The sequence below is a fragment of the Palleniella muris genome, assembly GCF_004792655.1.
Lineage (GTDB): Bacteria > Bacteroidota > Bacteroidia > Bacteroidales > Bacteroidaceae > Prevotella > Prevotella muris_A.
Map to the genome: position 1 here is coordinate 22675 of NZ_SRZC01000010.1, position 21556 is coordinate 44230.

A 21556-nucleotide genomic window follows, 5' to 3' on the forward strand; every position below is an offset into this window, starting at 1 on the left:
TTTGTGGAAAATTCGTTTATGTTAGTTTTTTTGCAGCGTTGCGACGGTGTTGCGTGGAGCCTGACGGCGCTTTTCCTTTTTCAGTTCCATGCCTTCCTTCTTTGGTCTCCATTCGAGTATGTCGTCCTTGGATAACGGACGCACATAATCAAACCATGCGAAGCCGGGAAGGAAATACTTGTCGGGCGGGATTTGGGATATAGGGTACATCACTCCGTTGTGCTTGCATGCCCATATCTTGTCCATTTTCCTTGCAGGGGTGAAGTACATGCGCATGGTGTCAGTCTCAAGATAGTTGAGCCCGATAAGTGTGCTGTCGGCACTGTCTTCGGCATAGTAGAGCGTCAGTACGTTGCCTTCTGCCTGATTGAGGCGCAGCTGACCGTCAGTGAAATACGTCTTCATCTCCTTGGACGATATCTGGTTGTAGTGGACAGTGTCAGGCATTTGCTCTATGGAGAAAGCCTGCCCTATGACATGGGCGAAGCGAATTGTGGAGTCTGCCATATAAGCCCGTATTTCCTCGCCTACTATCTGTCTGCCGTCGCTCCATAGTATCGGGTCTTTGTACATTATGAGGACAGAGTCACGGGAGAGCATCACCATTGAGTCGCAGACTGCCTGCACATCTTTCCTGTAGGCACGGACATGCGGTGAGCATTGCATGATGCGATAGACCGAGTCGGTGTTTATGTTGTATGTGAAGAGGCGCATTGTGTCACCGTGCAGATAAAGTGTGTCGCCCTGTGAATAGTCCATGGCGATGGCGCGCTTTGTTGCAAGTCCGTAGCCTTTGTTCTCATCATAGTAGACATAATCGCCGCGGAAGGCTGATTTGTTTATGGAGTCGTCAAACTCAACATTGCCGAAGCATTCACTGATACCTGTATTGCTGTTGTGCTGCAAAGAGTCGGCAGTGATTACCTTGCCGTCATTACGGTTGATGGTGGAACGGCTGTATAATTCCATTTGGTCGCTTTTGCTGTTGTAATATCCGTCTTCGGTAATTATTACATCTTCTTTTGTTGTAATCTTTGACGGACCGACTACATGTGCACGTGAAGTACGTGTATCATAATACAATGTGTCTCCTTCGGTTAGTGATGTCTTGTTCTTCAGGCGGACATCATAGTAAAAGACAGCTTGCTTGTCGGCGGTGGAGTACTGTCCCCAGTCAGAAGTCAGGGTTGTCTCGCCGTCAACAAGTTTTCCGCCCTCAAAGAAATAGCCTATGGAATAGATGCGGTCATAGTTCAGTGAGTCGCAATACAGTTTTGTCTTGCGGTGGGTCAGGATGACATTGTGGCGCACCTCAGCCATTTCATCATTACCGTCGTAGTAGGCATAGTCAGATGTCAGCGTAAGAGTATCCCCTTGCCGCATTTTCACATGTCCGAATGCCTCAAACGAGTTTGTCTGCTGAAAATACAGCGCACTGTCGCAAGTAAGAACAATGCCTTTGTGCAAAAAGGACACGTTGCCTTTCACAAACTGGGCATCAGGATGTTTGCCGTACATGTCGTAGCTGAACTCGTTGGCATGTTGGAGATAGACTCGTGTGTCTGTAGAATTCTTTTTTGCACGCCCTCTCTTCTTAGGACCACTTGCTCCAACAATGGCTCCTATGACAAAGAAGCATAGGGCTATCAACATGATAACCCTATGCCCGCCAAATATAGTATGTATGTTTCTGTTCAAAGCACCTTATTTGTATATAACCGACTTTTATTTGATATTGTCACTCATGTCATGCAGTAGACCCGCAATGACAGTTTGTGTTAGTCACGTTCCCAACCTTCATACTCGAAATCGCAACCTTTGTAACGCTCGTCCATTCTTACGTATGTCTCCTTAATCTTTTTCTTCACCCATTCGTGGATGAAATCATTCTTACGTTTTATAAGGACGACATCTTTCATGGTCTGGAAATCCTCAGTGATTGTGGCGCGGTGTCCTTCAGTGCGTGACTTTAGTTTCACAACAGCACATACGGTTTTGCCACGTGAGTTGACCATTTGGAATGCCGGAGAAACATCGCCTACCTTCAGTTGCTCAACGGCTTTTGCCACCTCGGTAGGAAGGTCCTGCATGCGGAACTTCGAGGTACGTCCCTGTTCGTTGTTATTGACCATCACACCCTTGTTGGAACGTGTGTCTTTGTCGTCTGAAACGAATGTGGCAGCTTCATCAAATGTGAACTTTCCGTTGTTCATTTCTGACACAAGGGAGTCAAGCATGTGGATGCCCTCATCAATGGCAGCTTGCGAAACCTGTGGCTTGCGCAATATATGGCGGCACTTAATCTTATCGCCGCGTTTGTCAACAAGCTGTATGATATGAAAACCGAATTCGGACTCTACGACTTTTGATATTTTCTTAGGGTCAGTAAGATTGAATGCTACAGCAGCGAAAGCAGGGTCAAGCATTCCACGTCCTGTATAGTCCAATTCGCCGCCGTTACGTGCAGAACCGGGGTCTTCCGAATAGAAACGCGCAAGTGTCTGGAAGGTAGTTTCGCCCTTTGTCACACGGTCAGTGTAACTGCGCAACTCATCTTTCACTCGGTTGATTTCTTCCTGTGAAACCTTTGGCGTACGTGTGATAATCTGCACCTCTACCTCTGTCGGTATGTATGGGATACTGTCTTCCGGTATGTCCTTGAAATACTTGCGCACTTCGGCAGGGGAAACCTTGATGTCCTCTACAAGCTTTTTACGCATCCTTTGTACAAGTTGGTTGTTCTTGAAATCATCGTGCAAAGACTGGCGTATCTGTGTTATGGGCATCTTGCGGTATTCCTCAAGTTTCTCCTTTGACCCAACCATTGATATCCAATAGTTTATCTGCTGTTCCACTTCCTGTGCCACTTCGGCTTCGGTTACTTCTATACTGTCAAGTGCAGCCTGATGGAGGAATAGTTTTTGTACTGCAATCTGCTCCGGCAGACGGCAGTCCGGATTTCCTTCTATTTTCTGTCCTTCGGCTTCCATTTGTGCACGAAGCATTTCAACATCAGACATCAAAATAGCCTCATCACCCACAACCCATACGACCTCGTCAGCAATGCTTGAAGGATTTGGACGTGAATCCATAGGTTTCACGGAGTCTGTTTTTACGGAGTCCGCCTGCGCATAGGCAGCCATAATGACTGTCATCAGTGCGACTATAAATGTTCCTGTTCTTTTCATTAAAGGTTATGTCCTTTGGTTTTCTTTTGTAATATTTCTTATATTACTGTATTCATCACTTGAGGCCGTTCACTCTTTTCTTTACGGTAGCTACGATGTTAGGGTCTACGACAACAGTGTATTTCTTGCGAAGTCCGGCAACCCATTCTTTCTCCAGTTTTGCCTGATAATCTGCTGTCACTTGTGCGCGGACATCAGCCATTTCTTGTGGTTTCTTCAGCTTTTTGCCGTAGACAGCATCGATAGGATATTCCTTGAGCCTCTTCACTTTGGCGTCTGGTACTTTGAATACGCAGCTGTCGACAAGTGCGTTGTCACCTTTCTTGAACAAACCTTTCTCTACACGGATGCGGATGATGGAGTCACCATTGAAAGTTGTGCGGAGCTTCTCGTTCCAGTCTTCAAATTTCAAGCCTTTCACGCATTTGGCTACGGCTTTGACATCACTCTTGGTCTTTACATGGTAGGCCATTCCTTTGAAGCGTGGCTCGTCCCATTTGTAATTCTTCTTGTTCTTCTTGAAGAAAGCGTTAAGTCCGGCTTCATCTTTCGCACCTTTCTCCCACACTTCACGGTTACTTATCTCATAGAGGAGAAGACCATCATGGTATTCGCGGATAAGGTGGGCAAGGTCAGAGTCTTCAGCCTGCATTTGTGCTGCATGCTCATCCATAATCTGCTCTGCAGTCTTACCGTTGCTTGCGGCTACTTCTTCCTGCACCTTGCGGTCGATAATCTGTTCGCGGATGTTGCGGCGGTCGATGAAAGTCATGATGTTTGCTTTAAGGGAGTCGAACGGCTCAAGCATTTTCTTGTCAATGACTTTTATTATATGCCAACCGACAGGAGACTGTACCGGTTTTCCCACCTCTCCTTTTTTCAAGGCATAGGCAGCCTTGTCAAACTCTTCAAATGTCTGACCGTGGCTAATCCAACCAATCACACCACCACGGGAAGCGGCTCCCGGGTCGTCAGATTTCTTTGTTGCAAGCTCTGTAAAGTCTGCACCTGTTTGTAATGCGTTGTAAAGAGAGTCTATGCGTGCTTTTGCTGCAGCTTCTGCTGCCTTGTCTGCATTTGTCGACAGACGTACGAAGATATGGGCAGGCTGTATCAGTCCGTCAGGACCGATGCGCTTCAGCTCATTATTATATATGGTATGCGCTTCAGCTTCGACATCCGCATCATTGATAAAAGACGGACGTATCTGCTGGTCACGGTATTGCAAGAACTCCTTTTTGTATGAACTGAGAGTATCCATCCCTTCATCAACGGCGGACTGTACTTTCAGCTTGTAGTTTACAAAAAGGTCAACATACTCATCAACGGTCTTCTTGTCGATAACGTTCTCAGAGTTGTTCTTCTTGTAAGAGTATTCAAATTCCGAGCGTGCAATGTTTTGCCCTGCAATGGTCATTATCACAGGATCGTCTGTCTGTGCAAAAGTGCCGGCAGAACCAAAGATAAGCATTGCTATGACTGTCTTTAACTTCATATAGATGTATTGCTATGTTGAATTAAATCGCCTCTTTTACATAGCTATTGATACAGCCGGGAAGAGGGCTATTCGTGTTCTACAGTTAGTTTGTTTATAATTGTTAATGGTGTGTTCTAATGAATGAATTCTTTAGAACACACCATATATCATATTTGGGAATTACTGATGACGGCTATAGTTTGGAGCTTCGGAAGTGATAATCACTTCATGTGGGTGAGACTCGAGTACACCTGCATTCGTGATGCGGGTGAACTTTGCTTCGTGAAGTTTCTCTATGCTCTGTGCGCCACAGTAGCCCATGCCTGAGCGGAGTCCGCCAACAAGTTGGTAAACGACTTCTTGTACTGTGCCTTTGTAAGGTACACGTCCTGCAATTCCTTCCGGCACAAGTTTCTTTGCCTCAACCACTCCGCTTTGGAAATAACGGTCTTTTGAACCATTCTCCATAGCTTCGAGTGAGCCCATACCGCGATAAGACTTGAACTTACGTCCGTTGAAAAGTATTGTCTCACCCGGTGCTTCCTCCGTACCTGCTACGAGCGAGCCTATCATCACAGAGTGTCCGCCGGCAGCAAGTGCCTTGACAACATCACCGGAATAACGAAGGCCACCGTCAGCAATAAGAGGAACATCTGTTCCTGCAAGTGCCTGTGCCACATCGTAAACAGCGGAAAGCTGAGGCACACCGACACCTGCAACCACACGTGTTGTGCAGATAGAGCCCGGACCGATACCAACCTTCACTGCATCAGCACCGGCTTCAACAAGAGCTTTGGCAGCAGCACCTGTGGCGATGTTTCCTACAACGATGTCCACTTCAGGGAAATTCTGCTTTGCCTCACGCACCTTGTCAATGACTCCCTTTGAATGCCCATGTGCAGTGTCGATGACAATAGCGTCCACACCGGCTTTTACAAGCGCTTCCATACGCTGGAATGTGTCAGCTGTGACACCAACACCTGCAGCAACACGAAGACGTCCCTTGGCGTCCTTGCATGCCATAGGCTTGTCTTTTGCCTTTGTTATATCCTTATAAGTAATAAGACCAATGAGGTGGTTCTCTTCATCAACGACAGGAAGTTTCTCGATTTTGTGCTCAAGGAGAATCTTAGAGGCACTCTCAAGGTCAGCCTGCTGATGTGTGACAACAAGATTTCCCTTTGTCATGACATCATCAATCTTGCGTGACATGTCTGTCTGGAAACGCAGGTCGCGGTTTGTCACGATGCCGACAAGTTTGTTGTCTTTGTCAACAACCGGTATGCCGCCGATATGGTATTCTGCCATCATGTTCAAAGCATCCTGCACAGTCTTTCCGCGCATAATTGTGACAGGGTCATAAATCATGCCGTTCTCTGCACGCTTTACAATAGCGACCTGACGTGCCTGCTCTTCGATAGACATGTTCTTATGGATGACGCCTATACCTCCCTCACGTGCAATGGCAATCGCCATTGGAGCCTCTGTGACAGTGTCCATTGCCGCTGTCACAAAAGGAATCTTCAGTTCAATGTTGCGCGAAAACCTTGTACTTAATGAAACCTCACGGGGAAGTACCTCTGAGTATGCCGGAACAAGCAATACATCATCGTAAGTAAGACCCTCCATTACTACCTTGTCCTCAAGAAATGATGCCATATGTTGAATCGTTTAAAAATGAATATTGTATGCAAAATTACAAAAAAATCCCCATATACCGTTAATATCTACTGACAATTAACACTAATTTGCCAAACAAGGCTGTCCGCATAGGATTAACTGATAAGAAAATGCAAGAAACAGCAGCAAAACAAGTTGTTACGGAAACAATTCATGGGGCAGGGTGGAAATTCCTCTGCCCCATGAACTCAGTTCGCCATTTCCGACATGAATTTTATGCGCACAAGCCGTAGCTCGTCATCGGTGAAATCCCCGTCAAACTCGTTGGAAGCGACGCGGATGTCGTCTGTCTCGCTGTTCATGAAATAGTCATAGATGTCATCAACATTTTCATCATCAAGCACATCCTCAATGTAATAGTCAATGTTGAGTTTCATTCCGCTATAGACTATAGTTTCTATCTCTGTCAGCAGTTCCTCGTATTCCATGTTCAGCGCATTGGCAATGTCGTCAAGAGGCATGCGCTTGTCAATGCTCTGGATAATCTTCACTTTCAGCATGGACTTCTTTGGCACAGTACGCACACGCAGTTCCTCCGGGCGTTCTATGTCGTTTTCCTCACAATACATCTTTATCAGGGTACAGAACGACTTGCCGTATTTGCGTGCTTTGCCGGCACCGACTCCTTGTATCTGCTGCAGTTCCTCCATGGTGACAGGATACATTGTCGCCATCTGTTCCAAAGACATGTCAAGGAACACTACATACGGCGGCACTTTGTGCTTTCGTGCCACTCTCAGACGCTCATCCTTGAGCATCTTCTGCAGGACAGGGTCAAGTGCAGAGGTGCCGCATTCACCATTCCCACCATAATCCAACTGACGAAAGTCTGTATCTTTCATGATAGGGAATGACACAGGGTTCTTCAGGAAATCCTTTCCTAAATCCGTTATTTTCAAAAGTCCGTAGCTCTCAACATCCTTGCGGACGTATCCGGCAAGCATGGCATGGCGGATTACCGGATTCCAGAACTTCTCGTCCATGTCTTCCCCTGAGCCGAATTCCTCCAGCTTGTCATGGTTATGCGAAACGATATCGTCTGTTCCGCGTCCTTTGATGAAGTCCACAACATACTGGGAACGGAAATTCTCTTTTAAGGCAATAATGGCGTTAAGGAGCACGATAAGCTCCTCTCTGCCTTCAACCTTTTCTTTCGGATTGCGGCAGTTGTCGCAATTCCCGCAGTTTTCATTTGGATAATCCTCACCGAAATAGTGGAGCAGGAATTTCCTGCGGCATACGGAAGTCTCGGCGTATGCCGCCGTCTCTTGCAGCAACTGCCTTCCGATGTCCTGTTCTGCCACCGGTTTCCCCTCCATGAATTTCTCCAATTTCTGAAGGTCTTTGTGCGAATAGAATGCTATGCACACCCCCTCGCCACCGTCACGCCCTGCACGTCCCGTTTCCTGATAATAGCCTTCCAAGGATTTTGGGATGTCATAATGAATCACGAAGCGTACATCAGGCTTGTCTATTCCCATGCCAAAGGCTATTGTCGCCACAATGACATCAACTTCCTCCATAAGGAAATTGTCCTGCGTCTCTGAGCGTGTCTGTGTGTCAAGCCCGGCATGATATGCGGCAGCACGGATGTCATTGGCACGGAGCACTTCTGCAAGTTCCTCGACTTTCTTGCGTGACAGGCAGTAGATGATGCCGCTCTTGCCATGATTTGCCTTTATGAACTTTATGAGCTGCTTGTCAACACCATCTGTTTTCGGGCGCACCTCATAATAAAGGTTCGGGCGGTTGAAAGAACTCTTGAACTCCAGAGCGTCAGGCATTCCGAGTGATTTCTTTATGTCTATCCTCACTTTGTCTGTTGCCGTCGCCGTAAGAGCAATGACAGGAGCTTTGCCAATCTCGTTGATTATGGGGCGTATGCGGCGGTATTCCGGGCGGAAGTCATGCCCCCATTCCGAGATACAATGAGCCTCGTCGACAGCATAGAACGAAACCTTGACTCCGGGAGATTTAAGGAAATCGACATAATCATCCTTGGTCAATGACTCCGGAGCCACATACAGCAGTTTTGTCCTGCCCTCACGCACATCCTTTTTTACTTGATCAATGGCAGACTTGTTAAGGGAAGAGTTCAGATAGTGTGCCAGTCCGCTGTCTTCGCTGATGCCGTTGATGACATCAACCTGATTCTTCATCAGGGCGATGAGTGGTGAAATGACTATTGCCGTGCCGTCCATAATGAGTGCAGGCAACTGGTAACAGAGACTTTTGCCTCCGCCTGTCGGCATAAGCACAAAGACATCATTGCCTTCCAGCAAAGACCGGATGACACGTTCTTGCTCGCCTTTGAACTTGTCAAAGCCGAAATATTGCTTGAGTTTCTCTGTCAGGTTTATGTCCATTTATCAGAAGTTAGAAGGTCGTTTTTCTTTTTGCCATGCAAAATGGCTATGGCATTGCCGGCAATCCATGCAATGCCATAATGTGAATGTGCCATGGTGTGCATTGTCTGTGGTTCGCATGCACTGCTGTTGCCGTAACCACAGACAATGTCCTTATGCAAGGTTTGCCTTGTCAAGCTGGGCTTGTGCATATTCTTTTGTAACACTGAAAGTCTTCTTTTTTGATGAAGGAGCGTCAAACATCGCATCGTTCATCACCGCCTCGACTATGGAGCGCAATCCACGGGCGCCGAGCTTGTACTCTACAGCCTTGTCAACCATATACTCCAATGCGTCCTCATCGAAAGACAGTTTCACTCCGTCCATACCCATGAGTTTCTCATATTGTTTGACAATGGAGTTCTTCGGTTCCACAAGGATGCGCTTCAGGGCTTCCCTGTCCAGCGGATGAAGGAATGTAAGCACCGGCAGGCGTCCGATAATCTCAGGAATAAGTCCGAAAGACTTCAAGTCCTGTGGCAGGATATATTTCATGATGTCCTTTTTGTCGATGCTCTTCCTGTCGTTTGTGCTGTTGTAGCCCACAACATGGGTGTTCAGACGCTGCGCTATTTTCCTTTCTATTCCGTCAAAGGCTCCACCACAGATGAAGAGGATGTTGCGTGTGTCCACATGGATATAGTCCTGGTCAGGATGCTTGCGGCCTCCCTTTGGCGGCACATTGACCATTGTGCCTTCAAGGAGTTTCAGGAGTCCTTGCTGCACTCCCTCGCCGCTGACGTCACGTGTGATGCTCGGATTGTCGCCCTTGCGTGCTATCTTGTCAATCTCGTCAATGAAAACAATGCCGCGCTGTGCAGCCTCAAGATTGTAGTCTGCCACCTGAAGAAGGCGTGAGAGAATGCTCTCCACATCCTCGCCGACATATCCTGCTTCGGTGAACACCGTGGCGTCGACAATGGTGAACGGTACATTAAGCAACTTTGCTATGGAACGCGCGAGAAGGGTCTTGCCCGTACCGGTAGAGCCGACCATGACGATGTTCGACTTCTCTATCTCCACACCGTCATCTGTGTCCGGCTGGCTGAGTCGCTTGTAATGGTTGTACACTGCCACGGCAAGGAAGCGCTTTGCCTCTTCCTGTCCTATGACATACTTGTCAAGATGGTCTTTTATCTCATGTGGCGTAGGCACAGCCTTCATGTCAAACGACTCGCCACCTTTGTTTCTTACAGAATTGTTCGCCTTTGCAGCAAGAGCGTCAGAGGTGTTGCCAAGCGCATTCTCGACTATCTCGTATGCGCTGATGACACAATCTCCGCAGACATGTCCGTTAAGACCTGTCAGCATCAGTTCTGTCTGGGTCTCATCCCTGCCACAAAGGCAGCAGTGTTTTAATTCTTTCTTTGCCATATATTATCAGAAAGGGACGGTGGCAGCAATGCCTTACCTGTCTCTTTACCTTAAAAAATCGTACGAAAACTGTTTTTGCTTCCTGATTATTTGCGGGAATGCACGTTGTCTATCATGCCATATTCCTTAGCCTCCTCTGCCGTCATCCAATAGTTGCGGTCTGAGTCTGCCCATACCTTTTCATAGTCGGTGTGGGAGTGCTCGGCAATAATTGTATACAGTTCTTTCTTAAACTTCATAATCTCACGCGCCTCAATCTCAATGTCGGAAGCCTGTCCCTGCACACCTCCCAATGGCTGGTGGATCATCACACGGCTGTGAGGCAGTGCACTGCGCTTGCCCTCCTTGCCTGCCACGAGAAGCACTGCTGCCATAGACGCTGCCATGCCTGTACAGATTGTGGCGACATCACTTGAGATGAACTGCATCGTGTCGTAGATTCCGAGACCTGCAGTGACACTGCCACCCGGGGAGTTGATGTATATTGATATGTCCTTGTCTGGGTCACAGCTGTCAAGATAGAGCAGCTGCGCCTGCAGCGTGTTGGCTGTATAGTCGTCCACCTGTGTGCCAAGGAAGATGATGCGGTCCATCATCAGTCGTGAGAACACATCCATCTGCGTCACGTTCAACTGGCGTTCCTCAAGGATGTAAGGGTTCACGTACTGGCTGTGCATGTTCATTGCTGCCTTGCTCTGGAAACGCATGACGTCATCAAAGAGCATGCCGTCCATGCCCAGGTGCCTGGTTGCATATTTTCTGAAATCGTTGTTCATATATAATGTAATGTCGTTGTGCTATACAATATAATAATATGGAAGAAAGGCATGCTGCCTTCTGTTCATAGTACAAAATTACAAAAAAAAAATGACATCATATTTCTTGCCGGAAAATATTTTTGCTAAAAAAGATTAATTGCCGGCAGTTGCTTATGCTTCATTTCCCCTTTTTGTAGTGCAAAGGTACAAAATTTTCATCCCAATACCAAACATTATAGGGGTATAATGTGGGGTATGTAGATAAAAGTACGGTCGCTCCACTGCTGACGACCGTACTTTTATTGCATGCCAATAACGAAGTATGCCGCTATGGCAGCCTGCGCAATGATTATTGCAGGGATGCCATAGCGGAACTTTTTGTGCAAAGTCTTGTGGTGCCACAGTCTCATGCCTGCCCATGCACCGATGCTGCCACCTAAGGCAGCGAGCAAAAGCAGGGTCTTCTCCGATATGCGCCACCATGACTTCTTTGCCTTCAGTTTGTCAATGCCATAGACGAGGAAGGCAAGGATGTTTATGGCGGGCAGATAATAGATTAACAACTCTTTCATTTCTTAAGTGACTTGTGCAGGAATGCAGATGTTCAATCCGGGTACACTGCAACCTTTATCACTCCGTCACACTTCTCCTCAAACAGTGTGTAGGCTTCTTCTATCCGTGAGAGTGGGAAGCGGTGTGTGATGAGTGGGGTGGTGTCGATTTTGCCTTCCTCGATAAGGTGGAGAATCTCTTTGCAGTCGCATCCGTCCACACCTCCTGTCTTGAATGTCAGGTTCTTGCCGTACATCTCAGGCAAAGGAAGTGCTTGCGGTTCGTCGTAGAGTGCCACGACAGTGACAATGGCGTTAGGGCGTGCACAGCGCTATGCCAGCGGGAATGTGTCCTTCGCCCCTGCCACTTCCAGTACACGGTCGGCACCGCCATGGTCGCTGTGCTCCATGACAAATGCCTCGCACTCTTCGGGCGTGGTAAGCAGCACATCAGGATAATGCTTGCTGACGAATGCCCGCCTTTCTGCCGATTTCTCACAGACAATGATGCGCTTAGGGTTCCGGAGCATGGTGCAGAGCAGTGAGCATACTCCCGTAGGACCGGCACCAATGATGAGCACAGTGTCCTCCTCCGTTATCTCAGAGATTCGCGCTGCCCAATAGCCGGTGGCAAGCACATCGCCAACGAACAGAGCCTGCTCGTCAGTGACGCTCTCCGGAATGCGGTCAAGCCCTTGGTCGGCAAGTGGCACACGGACATACTCCGCCTGTCCGCCGTCGATGCGGCAGCCCAAAGCCCAGCCACCGTGGGGTGACGTGCAGTTGTTCACATAGCCATGCTTGCAGAAATAGCATTCTCCGCAGAAAGTTTCCACATTGACAGTGACCCTGTCGCCGGGCTTCACTTTCGTCACCTCAGCACCGACCTGCTCGACAACGCCGACCATTTCATGACCTACGGTGATGCCTTTCACGGCACGAGGGACGCTGCCGTGCTTGATGTGAAGGTCACTTGTGCAGATGCTCCCTAAAGTAATCCTTACGATGGCATCCGTAGGCTCTGACAACTCGGGCTTTGCCTTTTTAAGCAATGCAAACTTTCCTTCTTCAATGAATGTGTATGCCTTCATAGTTACTCCTTTTTATCCCTGTCAAACACAGGCATGTTGTCCGGCAGGTCAATGGCAATCTCTATGAGTCCCGCCACGTTGCCCTCCTCGTCGTACCATGGTGTCTGGTGGAGTTGCTTGTGCTTGCCGTGGCGGATAATCTGGTAAGTGTTGCTTTCCCCGGTCTCCAGCATGTGGCGGATTATTTTGTTCGCGGATTCAGGATGACAGCCGTACAGGTTCTTTCCTATCGCGTTCCCGTCACGTTTCATGGCACGCTCATTCTGGTATACCACAATGCCCTCCTTGTCGCAAACGGTGACAAGGAAGGATGTTTTGTCGAAATAGTTGAAATCCTTCATGTTGCTCTATTTCAGTTGCTTGCCGTCAGAGAAAGCGTTGCTGCCCCTGCTGCCGAGGGCAATGTAGCCATGATGCACAGGGTCATAGGTTATAAGGTTCATCTTCTCGATGTCAGGATTGCCGTCCTCTGCAAGATAGTCCTCATCCACAAGGATGTTGACTATCTCGGCAACGATGTAGAAACCTGTCTCCGACTCGTCAATCTTTTGTGTTATGCGGCATTCGAGGGTCATGGGGAAGTCCGTGAACACAGGCGCATTGACATGCCCGGCTTTCTCTACAGTCCAGCCTGTCTTCCCAATCTTGTCGCTTTCCTTCTTGGCAGAGACGATGCCGACATAGTCCGCTGCAATCATTGTTTCCTTTGTAGCAAATGCCACAGTGAACTCACCGGAACGGTCAAGGTTTCTCGTTGTGGCATGATTGCCCATGGAAATCATTATCTCTTTCATGTCCCATTGCCCTGCCCATGCGGCGTTCATGGCGTTGGGAGTGCCGTCATCGTTGTATGTGCCGATTATCAGCACCGGTTGTGGGACAACCCACGGTTTTGGTTCGAAGCTCTTCATGATGATGTGTTGTTATGATGTTTGCGTAAAATCAATAAGTGACTATTGTAAATTACTTTTTATTCAAGTCGTGTTTGTACTAAAACTAATTTCCAACAGTTACTTATAGTGCAAGCACGACTTGAATACAAAGTAATTTGCAGCAGTCACTCGTCAGCAGCCGCTTCCGTCAAGGTTGCACGCTGCGCCCTGTGGCTTCTTCTCCTTTGGCGCAAATCCGGCTTTCTCCGGTCGGAAAGTGATAGTGCCGTCCTCAAGTATGAAGCATGGGATGCCGACATATCCAAGGCGTCGCGTAGATGCGAACTCCTCCCTTGTGTCACGCAAGCGCATGAATTCCTTCAGTCGGTGCACGTGGCTACCGATGTCAATAATCTCATAACGGCTGTCGCCTTCCGCCTGCTGCTTGACCGCTGTGCAGTCAGGGCAGGTGCTCATTACATAAATCTTTATCATACTTTTGAACGTTTGGTTGATATGATATGGTTCTGTTGGGCGGCGGGAAATTTTTCTTCGTCAGGTGCTTTCCCGTTCCATGGGTGCAAATTTACACAAAAAAAAGATAGTAGTGCGATTTTTATGGTTAAAATGTACTATTTCAGTGTGAGCAAAAGAGTTAAAATTAGTTGTCTGGGCACAGATAAGGTACGGTCTGTTGCTCGCATGGCATTCCGTGGATAAAGGTTGCGGGAATGAAAAGATGATAGAGGAATGATCCGCGTATAGATTCACCTGTGGTAACAAACTTTATATGTATATACAGCATGCCACCGCTCTGTGTGGGAGCGGTGGCGGAAAATAATCTTCAACTAAATCAACAAAAACCTAAACAATATCTTATCTTTTGAAATGTCTGCGCTGGCAGTGTGCGGGTGTATGCGGCCGTGGACATACATGCTGCTTGCAGTATTTGCACACATTGCTGTTCTTGTACATCTTGTGCTTGTGCTTGGAACTTTTCGCGCAGTATGTGCTGCATGTTGACGGACAGCGATGATTGTCGTGCTTGTGGTACTTGCATACGGTGGTGTGCCTGTGGTTTCTGTGGTGCTTGCCGTCTGTGCTGCCGAAACTTGCCGTTGTACCGATGATTGTCATTATGCCTATCAGCATTCCGAGAATAGTCTTTTTCATATCCGTAGAGTTCTTATGAGCCGTGCCGGCTCTGTTATACATTATATTATTCCGGTGTTCTTGTTTCCGGTGCAAAGGTAGCAAGAAAACATGAGGCAGCAAATGGTTTTCCCCTACGTTGTGGTGGGAAAATCCCTAAACATGGGAGGAATGCCGGCAACTTGCTGTGGAAAGGTTGCTTTGCCATGCTATTGTTGGGCGAATATTAATAAATGGTGACAATACAGTGTATTTTCTCTTTTTATTATTTGGAGACACTATGATTTTTTTGTACCTTTGCCACTGTAATTAATAAACAAAATGTTTAACACCTAAAAACAAAAGATTATGGTAAAAACTTTACGCTTTTCACTCCTTGCCATCGTGGCAATGGTTTGCAATGTGGCATTCGCTGATGCCTACAAAACTCTGAAATTCCCAGCACAGGGTGGGGAGAAAATTAATGGATACACAGATGCCTGGACCGCAACACAGGGTACAGACACTTGGACTATCGCTAATTTTAATACTTACCAGAACGGCTGGACTTACATCAAGTGTGGCAGAAAGAACAATGCATCTGTTGCAAGTATTGCTACTAATTTTGCAATGGATAAGGCTATTGGTAATGTTATGGTTACAGTTGACAAGATTCTTGCTACTGACAAAGTTAACTCAATTAGCCTTGTTGTTGCTTCTGATGCAGCATTCAATACTGTTGTCGCTACAATTCCGGCTTCTTCTATTGAAGCAGGGGATATGCAGTTCAAGGTAGCTGAACCAAAGGCAGGACTTTACTATAAGTTGGTGTTTGACTGTGCAGGTCATTCTGCCAATGGCATCATTCAGCTTTCCAAGGTTCAGTACTTCGAGGAAGGCAATGAGCCAGAAATCGTTGACATCAGCAACACTCTTGAGACTGCTTATACTGTAGCAAAGGCGCATGAGCTTACAGCTGCCGGAGAGGGACTTGCCACAAAGGTTTATGTAAAAGGTGTAATCACCAATATCAAGGAAGTCGCTCTTCAATATGGTAACGCAGAGTTCACAATCAATGATGCTGATGCAGCCGGTGAGGGCATGGTTGTTTTCCGCTGCAATTGGTTTGAGGGTGCTAAGTTCACTTCTGAGAATCAGATAAAGGTTGGCGACGAAATCATTGTCTATGGCAAATTGGATGTTTATCAGGGTGATCACCAGATTACATCAGGACAGGTTGCTATGCTCAACGGTTCTACAACCGCCATCGAGAACGTGGAGGTTGCCAATGACAGCAAGCAGGTTATCTACACAATCGGCGGTCAGCAGCTTAAGAAGGCTCAGAAGGGTCTGAACATCATCAATGGCAAGAAGGTCATTGTGAAATGATTGGCATTTCGTGCCAACTCGTAAAAAGGCTTCACAGAAAGCATAGTTATAATAAAAAGAGAATGGAGGACTTCCTGTTATGGAGTTCTCCATTCTTCTTTTTGTCCCAAATTCAAGCATAACAGCTCTTTGCCGGCATTGCTTTTCTGTTACAATCGTACGTTTATTTTAACGTGGGTTTGACGGATAAATAGATGATTCGTCGAACTCAGGTTAATATACTATTGGTGTCGTTCGGCAAAACAAAAGAGGGTCAAACAAATCCTTCACGGAATTTGTACTGAGCCATGAAAAGTCACAGCATGGCAAGTGACAAAATGAAAGGTAACGATTTGCATTGCAAGGTGTTACCTTTCATTGTGCAAATCGTTACCTTTCACTCGGTCAAGTGCTACCTTTTGTTATATCGACTGTGTTTTAACATTTGTTGGTATTTCTGTTTTCGGAAAGTGCCGGCATGCTTTGCAATATGTAAGAAAACTATTTTGTTTTGCTTACATATTGCCATAAATGCATGGATGCGGGATGTTGAAAATGCTTTCTTGTCACCGCTGACGCGGTTCCCAAGTCCCCATTTTGAATAAAAACTTCATAAGATGATGATATGCAAGAGCTTTGCTGCTTGTCATTGTTTTTACCGGACAACAATATTTTCAAATACTATCCGCCTATCTTCCCGAGGCGTCCACCATCTCTTTCAGAGACCTGTTGAACTCTTTTGCGGCAAGGAGCTGTTCGATGTTGAGGTGCATGCGGTACCGCCAGTAATGGTGAGGGTTGGCAGGGATGTTGATGCGCTCCTCGCTTGCGTCTGCCAGCCTGAGCCGCTCGTCTGTTGCCAGCCAGTCCTGAAGGGTCAGTATGCACAGCATGGAAGGGCATGCAAGGTGGCGGTAGATAATGTCTTTTGCCAGCCATCCCGGCAGAGGGTGGGGCGCATCCCCGCCATGGTGCATGGTGTTGTGGTAATAGTCGTTGGTGCGTTCTCTGTCCTCGTCCCACCACATGCGCATCGTTTCCGTGTCGTGGCTTGATATTGTGCACACCGAGCGGTAGGGATTATGCTCCAATATGCCGAAGCGCACGAATGGTTCCTTTGGCATTGTCTGTATCTCAAGAGAGAGAATCTTCAGCTCATCCATGACCCATGGCACGCAGTCAGGCACCATGCCGAGGTCTTCGGCGCATACCAGCATGCGTGTGGCATTGACCAGCTGCGGGAGTTTCTTCATTGCCTCAGTGTACCAGAAATGGTTGTTGCGGCGATAGAAATAGTCGTCATAAAGCCTGTTGTAACCGTCTTTCTCCTGTTGTGACAAGCGTTCATGGCATGGAGATCCGTGGCTGCTGATGCGCGGATGATAGAGGTCGTGCCGCTTATGGTCACGCAGGAAAAGGCTCTCTCTTGCCTTTTCACGCTCGTCCTCCATTCCTTCGCCGAGCATGGAAGGGGAGAAACGGAGACCATACCCCGCAATCTCGTCCACGGTCATTCCGAGTGAGGGCGAGAACTGGCCAAGAAGCCCATACTTGCAGGAGCCAGGAATCTCCCATATACGGAAGAATCCGAGCACATGGTCTATGCGGTAGGCATCGAAATATTTCGCCATGTTTGAGAACCGGCGTACCCACCACCGGCAGTCATCCTTAAGCATCTCGTCCCAGTTGTAGGTAGGGAATCCCCAGTTCTGTCCGTCGGAAGAGAAGAAATCCGGCGGTGCACCCGCCTGTCCGTCAAGGTTGAAATAGCGAGGCTCCATCCATGCGTCGCATCCGCAACGGTTCACACCGATTGGGATGTCACCTTTCAGTATGACGCTTTTCGCCCTTGCATGCCTGTGTGCCGCCTTCAGTTGCATGGCAAGCATATACTGTACGAAATAGTGGTAAGCGACTTCTTTGTAAGCCTTGGTGCGCGGATTCGTGAGTGCCGGGCGGTCATCCTCGTTCCATACGTTATGGTCTGCCCAGTCGTTGTAGTTCGGTGTGCGGAACTTGTCGCGTAGCACGCTGTACTGAGCGTAAGGGACAAGCCATTCCTCCTCTTCTGCAAACCACTCTTTGAACTCCTTTGTGCTCAGGACAGTCTTTCCTTCCTGTTCAAAGACAATGTGCAGATACTCGTTTTTGGCATCATTGACACGCACATAGTCCACTTTAGGCAGCGCATTAAGCTCTTTGCGCAGGCTTTCAAACCTTGTTCGCAGCCCTTTGTCTTTGATTTGTGGCAGCCGGCGCAGGTCGCAGTACATCGGGTGCAGTGCGAAGATTGAGATGCAGGAGTATGGGTAGGAGTCCTGCCATGAATGGTCAAGTGTCGTGTCGTTGACAGGCAGCACCTGCAGTACGCGCTGTCCGGTGCATGCCACCCAGTCGGTCATGAGCTGCAGGTCACCGAAGTCTCCCACTCCGAAGCTCCCTTCTGAGCGCAGGGAGAATACCGGGACGGCTGTGCCGGCAAGTTTCTGGTCGTGCCTGTCAAAGGATGCGCGTGGAAGTTCAATGACAATTATTTCGTTGCCATTGATGGTCGGAATATTAAGTCGTCGGTTGTCCCCTGTTTCCCAAATTATGCTGTTTATGTGGTCAGGGTTGTTGTGCTTTATGATGAACTTTAATTCGATGTCCTGAAGTTGTATGTCCGTTGTGTCAACCGTTGCCACCCACTCATTGTTCTCATGCTCATACATTGGCAGAGCGTTGTCAGGATTCCAGTTGCCGAGTATGTTGCAGTTGCCGGAGATGAAGAGCCGTTCCCCTTTCCGTAGTTGCGGTGCGCGGATTTTAAGTCTTATTGCGCTGTTGCTGTCAGCTTTGGGCGACATGGAATGCTCCCTGTTGTTCACACATTCCGTGAATGCCGAGCTGTAGAGATGTGCGTCGTCCGGCATGTCGTGCCATAAGTCGTGGCAGATATATGTGCTGTCTCTGTCGCCGATGGTCTCCAGGCGGTGGGTTATCATGCACCATTCGCGGCGCAGTTCGGTGGTCATGCGGTGCAAAGTGTAGAAATAGTCAATATAACCTGCGGTTGTTTCTTCGGTTGTCAGTCGTATACTCCACACGTGTCCGTCGTCGGTCTGCATGCGATGCTGTTCGTATGAGCCGTCCGGCTTTAGTATGTTGACACGCAAGTCCTCACCGATGTGAGTGACATAGTGGATGTCAAGTGAAAGTGTCATTAGATTTTTTTTGATATGTTATGTTAGTTTTCTCAATATGTCAGGTATGGTCTGAGTTTCCGTATTGTCTCCGGTTTGAATGTCGGCAGCAGTCGTAGGGCGTCTATATTGCTGATTTTGCCATGCAGTCGGCGGTAGTCGCATATCTGCCGTGCCATCATGTAGTTGATGTATGGATGCCTGCGTAGCTGCTCGTTGGTGGCGGTGTTGATGTTTATCTTTTGTATCTTGTCGTCGTTGCCGACAGAGAGATAGGGCAGGGCGGACTCCGGAAAGTCCTCAATCTCCAACAGTTGGTCGGAGGAAACGAAACCTCCGAGTCGCTCCCTGTACCTTGCTATCTTCCTTGCGAAGTGCGCTCCGATGCCCGGAACTTTGCGCAGGGCGATGGTGTCGGACAGGTTCAGGGAGATTGTCTGCCCTTGCTGCAGCTTCCGTGGGTAAGGGATTGTGCCTGCTGTTTGTGAGGAATCGGTGGGTGAAGGGCGGTCGCTTGCGTAATGGTCATGCCTTTTCTGCCTTACGGAATACAGTTCGCTTGCAGGTCGGTAGTCATCACTTATGCGGATGTACGGCAGCAACTGGCGGTATTTTTTTGCCGTCAGACCGTACAAGCGTGCGAAATCCTCCGGGCAGGTGTACACTCCTCCGTTGGCACGGTACTTGTAAATGCTCCTCACCTGCCACGGTTGCAGACCCAAACCAAGCAGGACGGTGGAGTCCGCAGTGTTCGGGTCGAAGGGCTGCAACCGGATTTCTTTTTCCGGAACGGCATAGTACGCCTCCTTTTCCCTGTCGCCGGACTTTGCTTTTCCTGCTTGTTCAGACCTTGGCATATCCTCCTGTGTCATGCCATTCTCCGCTTTTTCTGTTTCTCTTGTGAAGAAAAAGATGCCAAAGGCAATGGCAACGACAAGCAGACCGAGTAGCCCTTGCCTGTCATTCTTGAGTATATGGAAGAGGTTTTTCACAGTTGGTTATAGGTTGTGGGGTGTCGGTTACGGGTCAATAGATGCCGAAAGCTCCGAGAAGGAGTACAGCCAGCATCGCCGGCACGATGAATTTCAGCATAACGATGTACAGGTATTTCCTGTGGAAGGAATAGCCGTTGAGTCGCATCTCGCCCACAAGGAGATTCGGTTTCACCACCCATCCGAACATGATGCAGGTGCATATTGCCAGTACCGGCATAAGGACATTGTTGCTCACATAGTCGAAAATGTCGAGAATCTGTGCCGTGGCACCGTTAGGAAGCTCATATTCAAAGTAGAAAATGTTGTATCCGAGACATACAAGCACAGACCAAACGAAGCCTGTGGCAGCCATGATGGCCACCGATTTCTTACGGCTCCAGCCCCATTTGTCCATCACACCGGCCACGATTGCCTCAAGGATGCTGACGGCACTGGTGAGGGCGGCGAAGGTTACCATGGTGAAGAACATCAGTCCCATAATCGGTCCGAAGGCTCCCATGGAGTCAAACACCTTCGGTAATGCCACGAAGATGAGTCCCGGTCCTGCCGACATTCCTTCCGTTCCCATAAACACATAGACTGCCGGGATAATCATCATGCCGGCGAGGATTGCTATCGCGGTGTCGAAAATCTCGATATGGTCGATGGCTTTGCCAAGGTTAACGTCCTTTTTCATGTAGGAACCGTAGGTCACCATGATGCCCATGGCTATGGAAAGCGAGAAGAACAACTGGCTCGTGGCGTCAAGGGCGACCATGAGGAAGCCTTTGAGTGTCATGCCCTCAAGGTTAGGAATGAAGTAGACTTTCAGTCCGTCGATGCCGGTTCTTGTCACTCCTGTCTGCGGGTCGGTATGGCTTATGAAGAAGGAGTAGATGCAGATGAACACCACAAGGAGTAGCAATGCCGGCATGATGATGCGCGAATATTTCTCGATGCCTTTCTCCACGCCTTTATAAACAATGTAGAAGCACATCATGGCGAACACTGCCATGAATGCCAAAGGCTCCCACTGTTGGATGATGAAACCGGAGAAGAAGCCGTCGCTTACTGCCAGCCGGCTGTCGTTTGTGACGTAGGTGGCAAGATATTTCAGCACCCATCCGCCGATGACGCAGTAGTATGGGTATATAATATAAGGTATAACAAAGGAGAATATGCCGAGAAATCCCCACCTCTTGTTGAAGAAGCGGTAGGCTGTCAGCGGTCCCTGACCTGAGCGTCTGCCTATGGCGACTTCGGTGATGAGCAGTGTGAAACCGAAGGTCACGGCAAGAATGATGTAGAGAGCGAGGAACAAACCGCCGCCGTCGCGTGCCGCAAGATAAGGGAAGCGCCAGATGTTTCCCAGTCCTACGGCACTTCCTGCGGCAGCCAGCACGAAGCCCAATGAACCGCTGAATGTGTTTCTGTTATTCTCCATTTGTCGTTATACGTTTTTTTCTGTGTCAGTAGCTGTTGATAATAAAGTTTTGCCAAAGCAC

General features: G+C 48.2%; 16 protein-coding genes and 1 pseudogene. 1 reads left to right on the forward strand and 16 read right to left on the reverse strand.

Annotated features, from left to right (window positions below; genetic code table 11):
• Window positions 1-21: 21 nt before the first annotated feature.
• From E5358_RS07120 to E5358_RS07185, 13 genes and pseudogenes are all read right to left on the reverse strand, one after another.
• Window positions 22-1698 (reverse strand): OstA-like protein, encoded by a 1677-nt coding sequence (locus E5358_RS07120; RefSeq protein WP_277821203.1) that lies wholly within the window; start codon window positions 1696-1698, stop codon window positions 22-24.
• Window positions 1699-1778: 80 nt separating this feature from the next.
• The gene (locus tag E5358_RS07125) at window positions 1779-3188 is read right to left on the reverse strand and encodes a peptidylprolyl isomerase (protein WP_135939544.1); all 1410 of its coding nucleotides are present in this window, start codon (window positions 3186-3188) and stop codon (window positions 1779-1781) included.
• 55 nt (window positions 3189-3243) lie between these two features.
• Complete coding sequence (locus E5358_RS07130) at window positions 3244-4683, reverse strand: peptidylprolyl isomerase (protein WP_135939545.1); 1440 nt, start codon at window positions 4681-4683, stop codon at window positions 3244-3246.
• A 162-nt stretch (window positions 4684-4845) separates the two neighbouring features.
• On the reverse strand, window positions 4846-6324 hold the full coding sequence (gene guaB, locus E5358_RS07135; RefSeq protein WP_135939546.1) for an IMP dehydrogenase: 1479 nt from the start codon (window positions 6322-6324) through the stop codon (window positions 4846-4848).
• Between the two features lie 209 nt (window positions 6325-6533).
• Complete coding sequence (gene recQ / locus E5358_RS07140; RefSeq protein ID WP_135939547.1) at window positions 6534-8711, reverse strand: DNA helicase RecQ; 2178 nt, start codon at window positions 8709-8711, stop codon at window positions 6534-6536.
• Between the two features lie 153 nt (window positions 8712-8864).
• The gene (gene clpX, locus E5358_RS07150; protein WP_135939549.1) at window positions 8865-10124 is read right to left on the reverse strand and encodes an ATP-dependent Clp protease ATP-binding subunit ClpX; all 1260 of its coding nucleotides are present in this window, start codon (window positions 10122-10124) and stop codon (window positions 8865-8867) included.
• A gap of 86 nt (window positions 10125-10210) precedes the next feature.
• Entirely contained in the window at window positions 10211-10900 is a 690-nt protein-coding gene (gene clpP, locus E5358_RS07155) for an ATP-dependent Clp endopeptidase proteolytic subunit ClpP (RefSeq protein WP_135939550.1), read from the reverse strand.
• A gap of 281 nt (window positions 10901-11181) precedes the next feature.
• Complete coding sequence (locus E5358_RS07160; protein WP_135939551.1) at window positions 11182-11454, reverse strand: DUF1294 domain-containing protein; 273 nt, start codon at window positions 11452-11454, stop codon at window positions 11182-11184.
• Between the two features lie 32 nt (window positions 11455-11486).
• Window positions 11487-12524 (reverse strand): annotated as a pseudogene (locus E5358_RS07165) (alcohol dehydrogenase).
• 2 nt (window positions 12525-12526) lie between these two features.
• Complete coding sequence (locus tag E5358_RS07170) at window positions 12527-12865, reverse strand: PAS domain-containing protein (protein WP_135939552.1); 339 nt, start codon at window positions 12863-12865, stop codon at window positions 12527-12529.
• 6 nt (window positions 12866-12871) lie between these two features.
• On the reverse strand, window positions 12872-13435 hold the full coding sequence (locus tag E5358_RS07175; protein ID WP_135939553.1) for a flavin reductase family protein: 564 nt from the start codon (window positions 13433-13435) through the stop codon (window positions 12872-12874).
• A 153-nt stretch (window positions 13436-13588) separates the two neighbouring features.
• On the reverse strand, window positions 13589-13891 hold the full coding sequence (locus E5358_RS07180; protein WP_135939554.1) for a glutaredoxin-related protein: 303 nt from the start codon (window positions 13889-13891) through the stop codon (window positions 13589-13591).
• Between the two features lie 381 nt (window positions 13892-14272).
• Entirely contained in the window at window positions 14273-14569 is a 297-nt protein-coding gene (locus E5358_RS07185) for a hypothetical protein (protein WP_135939555.1), read from the reverse strand.
• 327 nt (window positions 14570-14896) lie between these two features.
• Here E5358_RS07185 and E5358_RS07190 point away from each other — a divergent pair, with 327 nt between their 5' ends.
• Window positions 14897-15916 carry an exodeoxyribonuclease VII large subunit gene (locus E5358_RS07190; RefSeq protein WP_135939556.1) on the forward strand — a complete coding sequence of 340 codons (1020 nt, stop codon included), beginning with the start codon at window positions 14897-14899 and terminating at the stop codon, window positions 15914-15916.
• A gap of 668 nt (window positions 15917-16584) precedes the next feature.
• Here E5358_RS07190 and E5358_RS07195 read toward each other — a convergent pair.
• The 3 genes from E5358_RS07195 to E5358_RS07205 are packed head-to-tail and all read right to left on the reverse strand — an operon-like array spanning window position 16585 to window position 21495.
• Entirely contained in the window at window positions 16585-19098 is a 2514-nt protein-coding gene (locus E5358_RS07195; protein WP_135939557.1) for a 4-alpha-glucanotransferase, read from the reverse strand.
• A 32-nt stretch (window positions 19099-19130) separates the two neighbouring features.
• Complete coding sequence (locus E5358_RS07200) at window positions 19131-20069, reverse strand: ComEA family DNA-binding protein (RefSeq protein ID WP_135939558.1); 939 nt, start codon at window positions 20067-20069, stop codon at window positions 19131-19133.
• A 34-nt stretch (window positions 20070-20103) separates the two neighbouring features.
• Window positions 20104-21495, reverse strand: a complete 1392-nt coding sequence (locus E5358_RS07205; protein ID WP_135939559.1) for a sodium-dependent transporter — start codon at window positions 21493-21495, stop codon at window positions 20104-20106.
• Window positions 21496-21556: the final 61 nt, after the last annotated feature.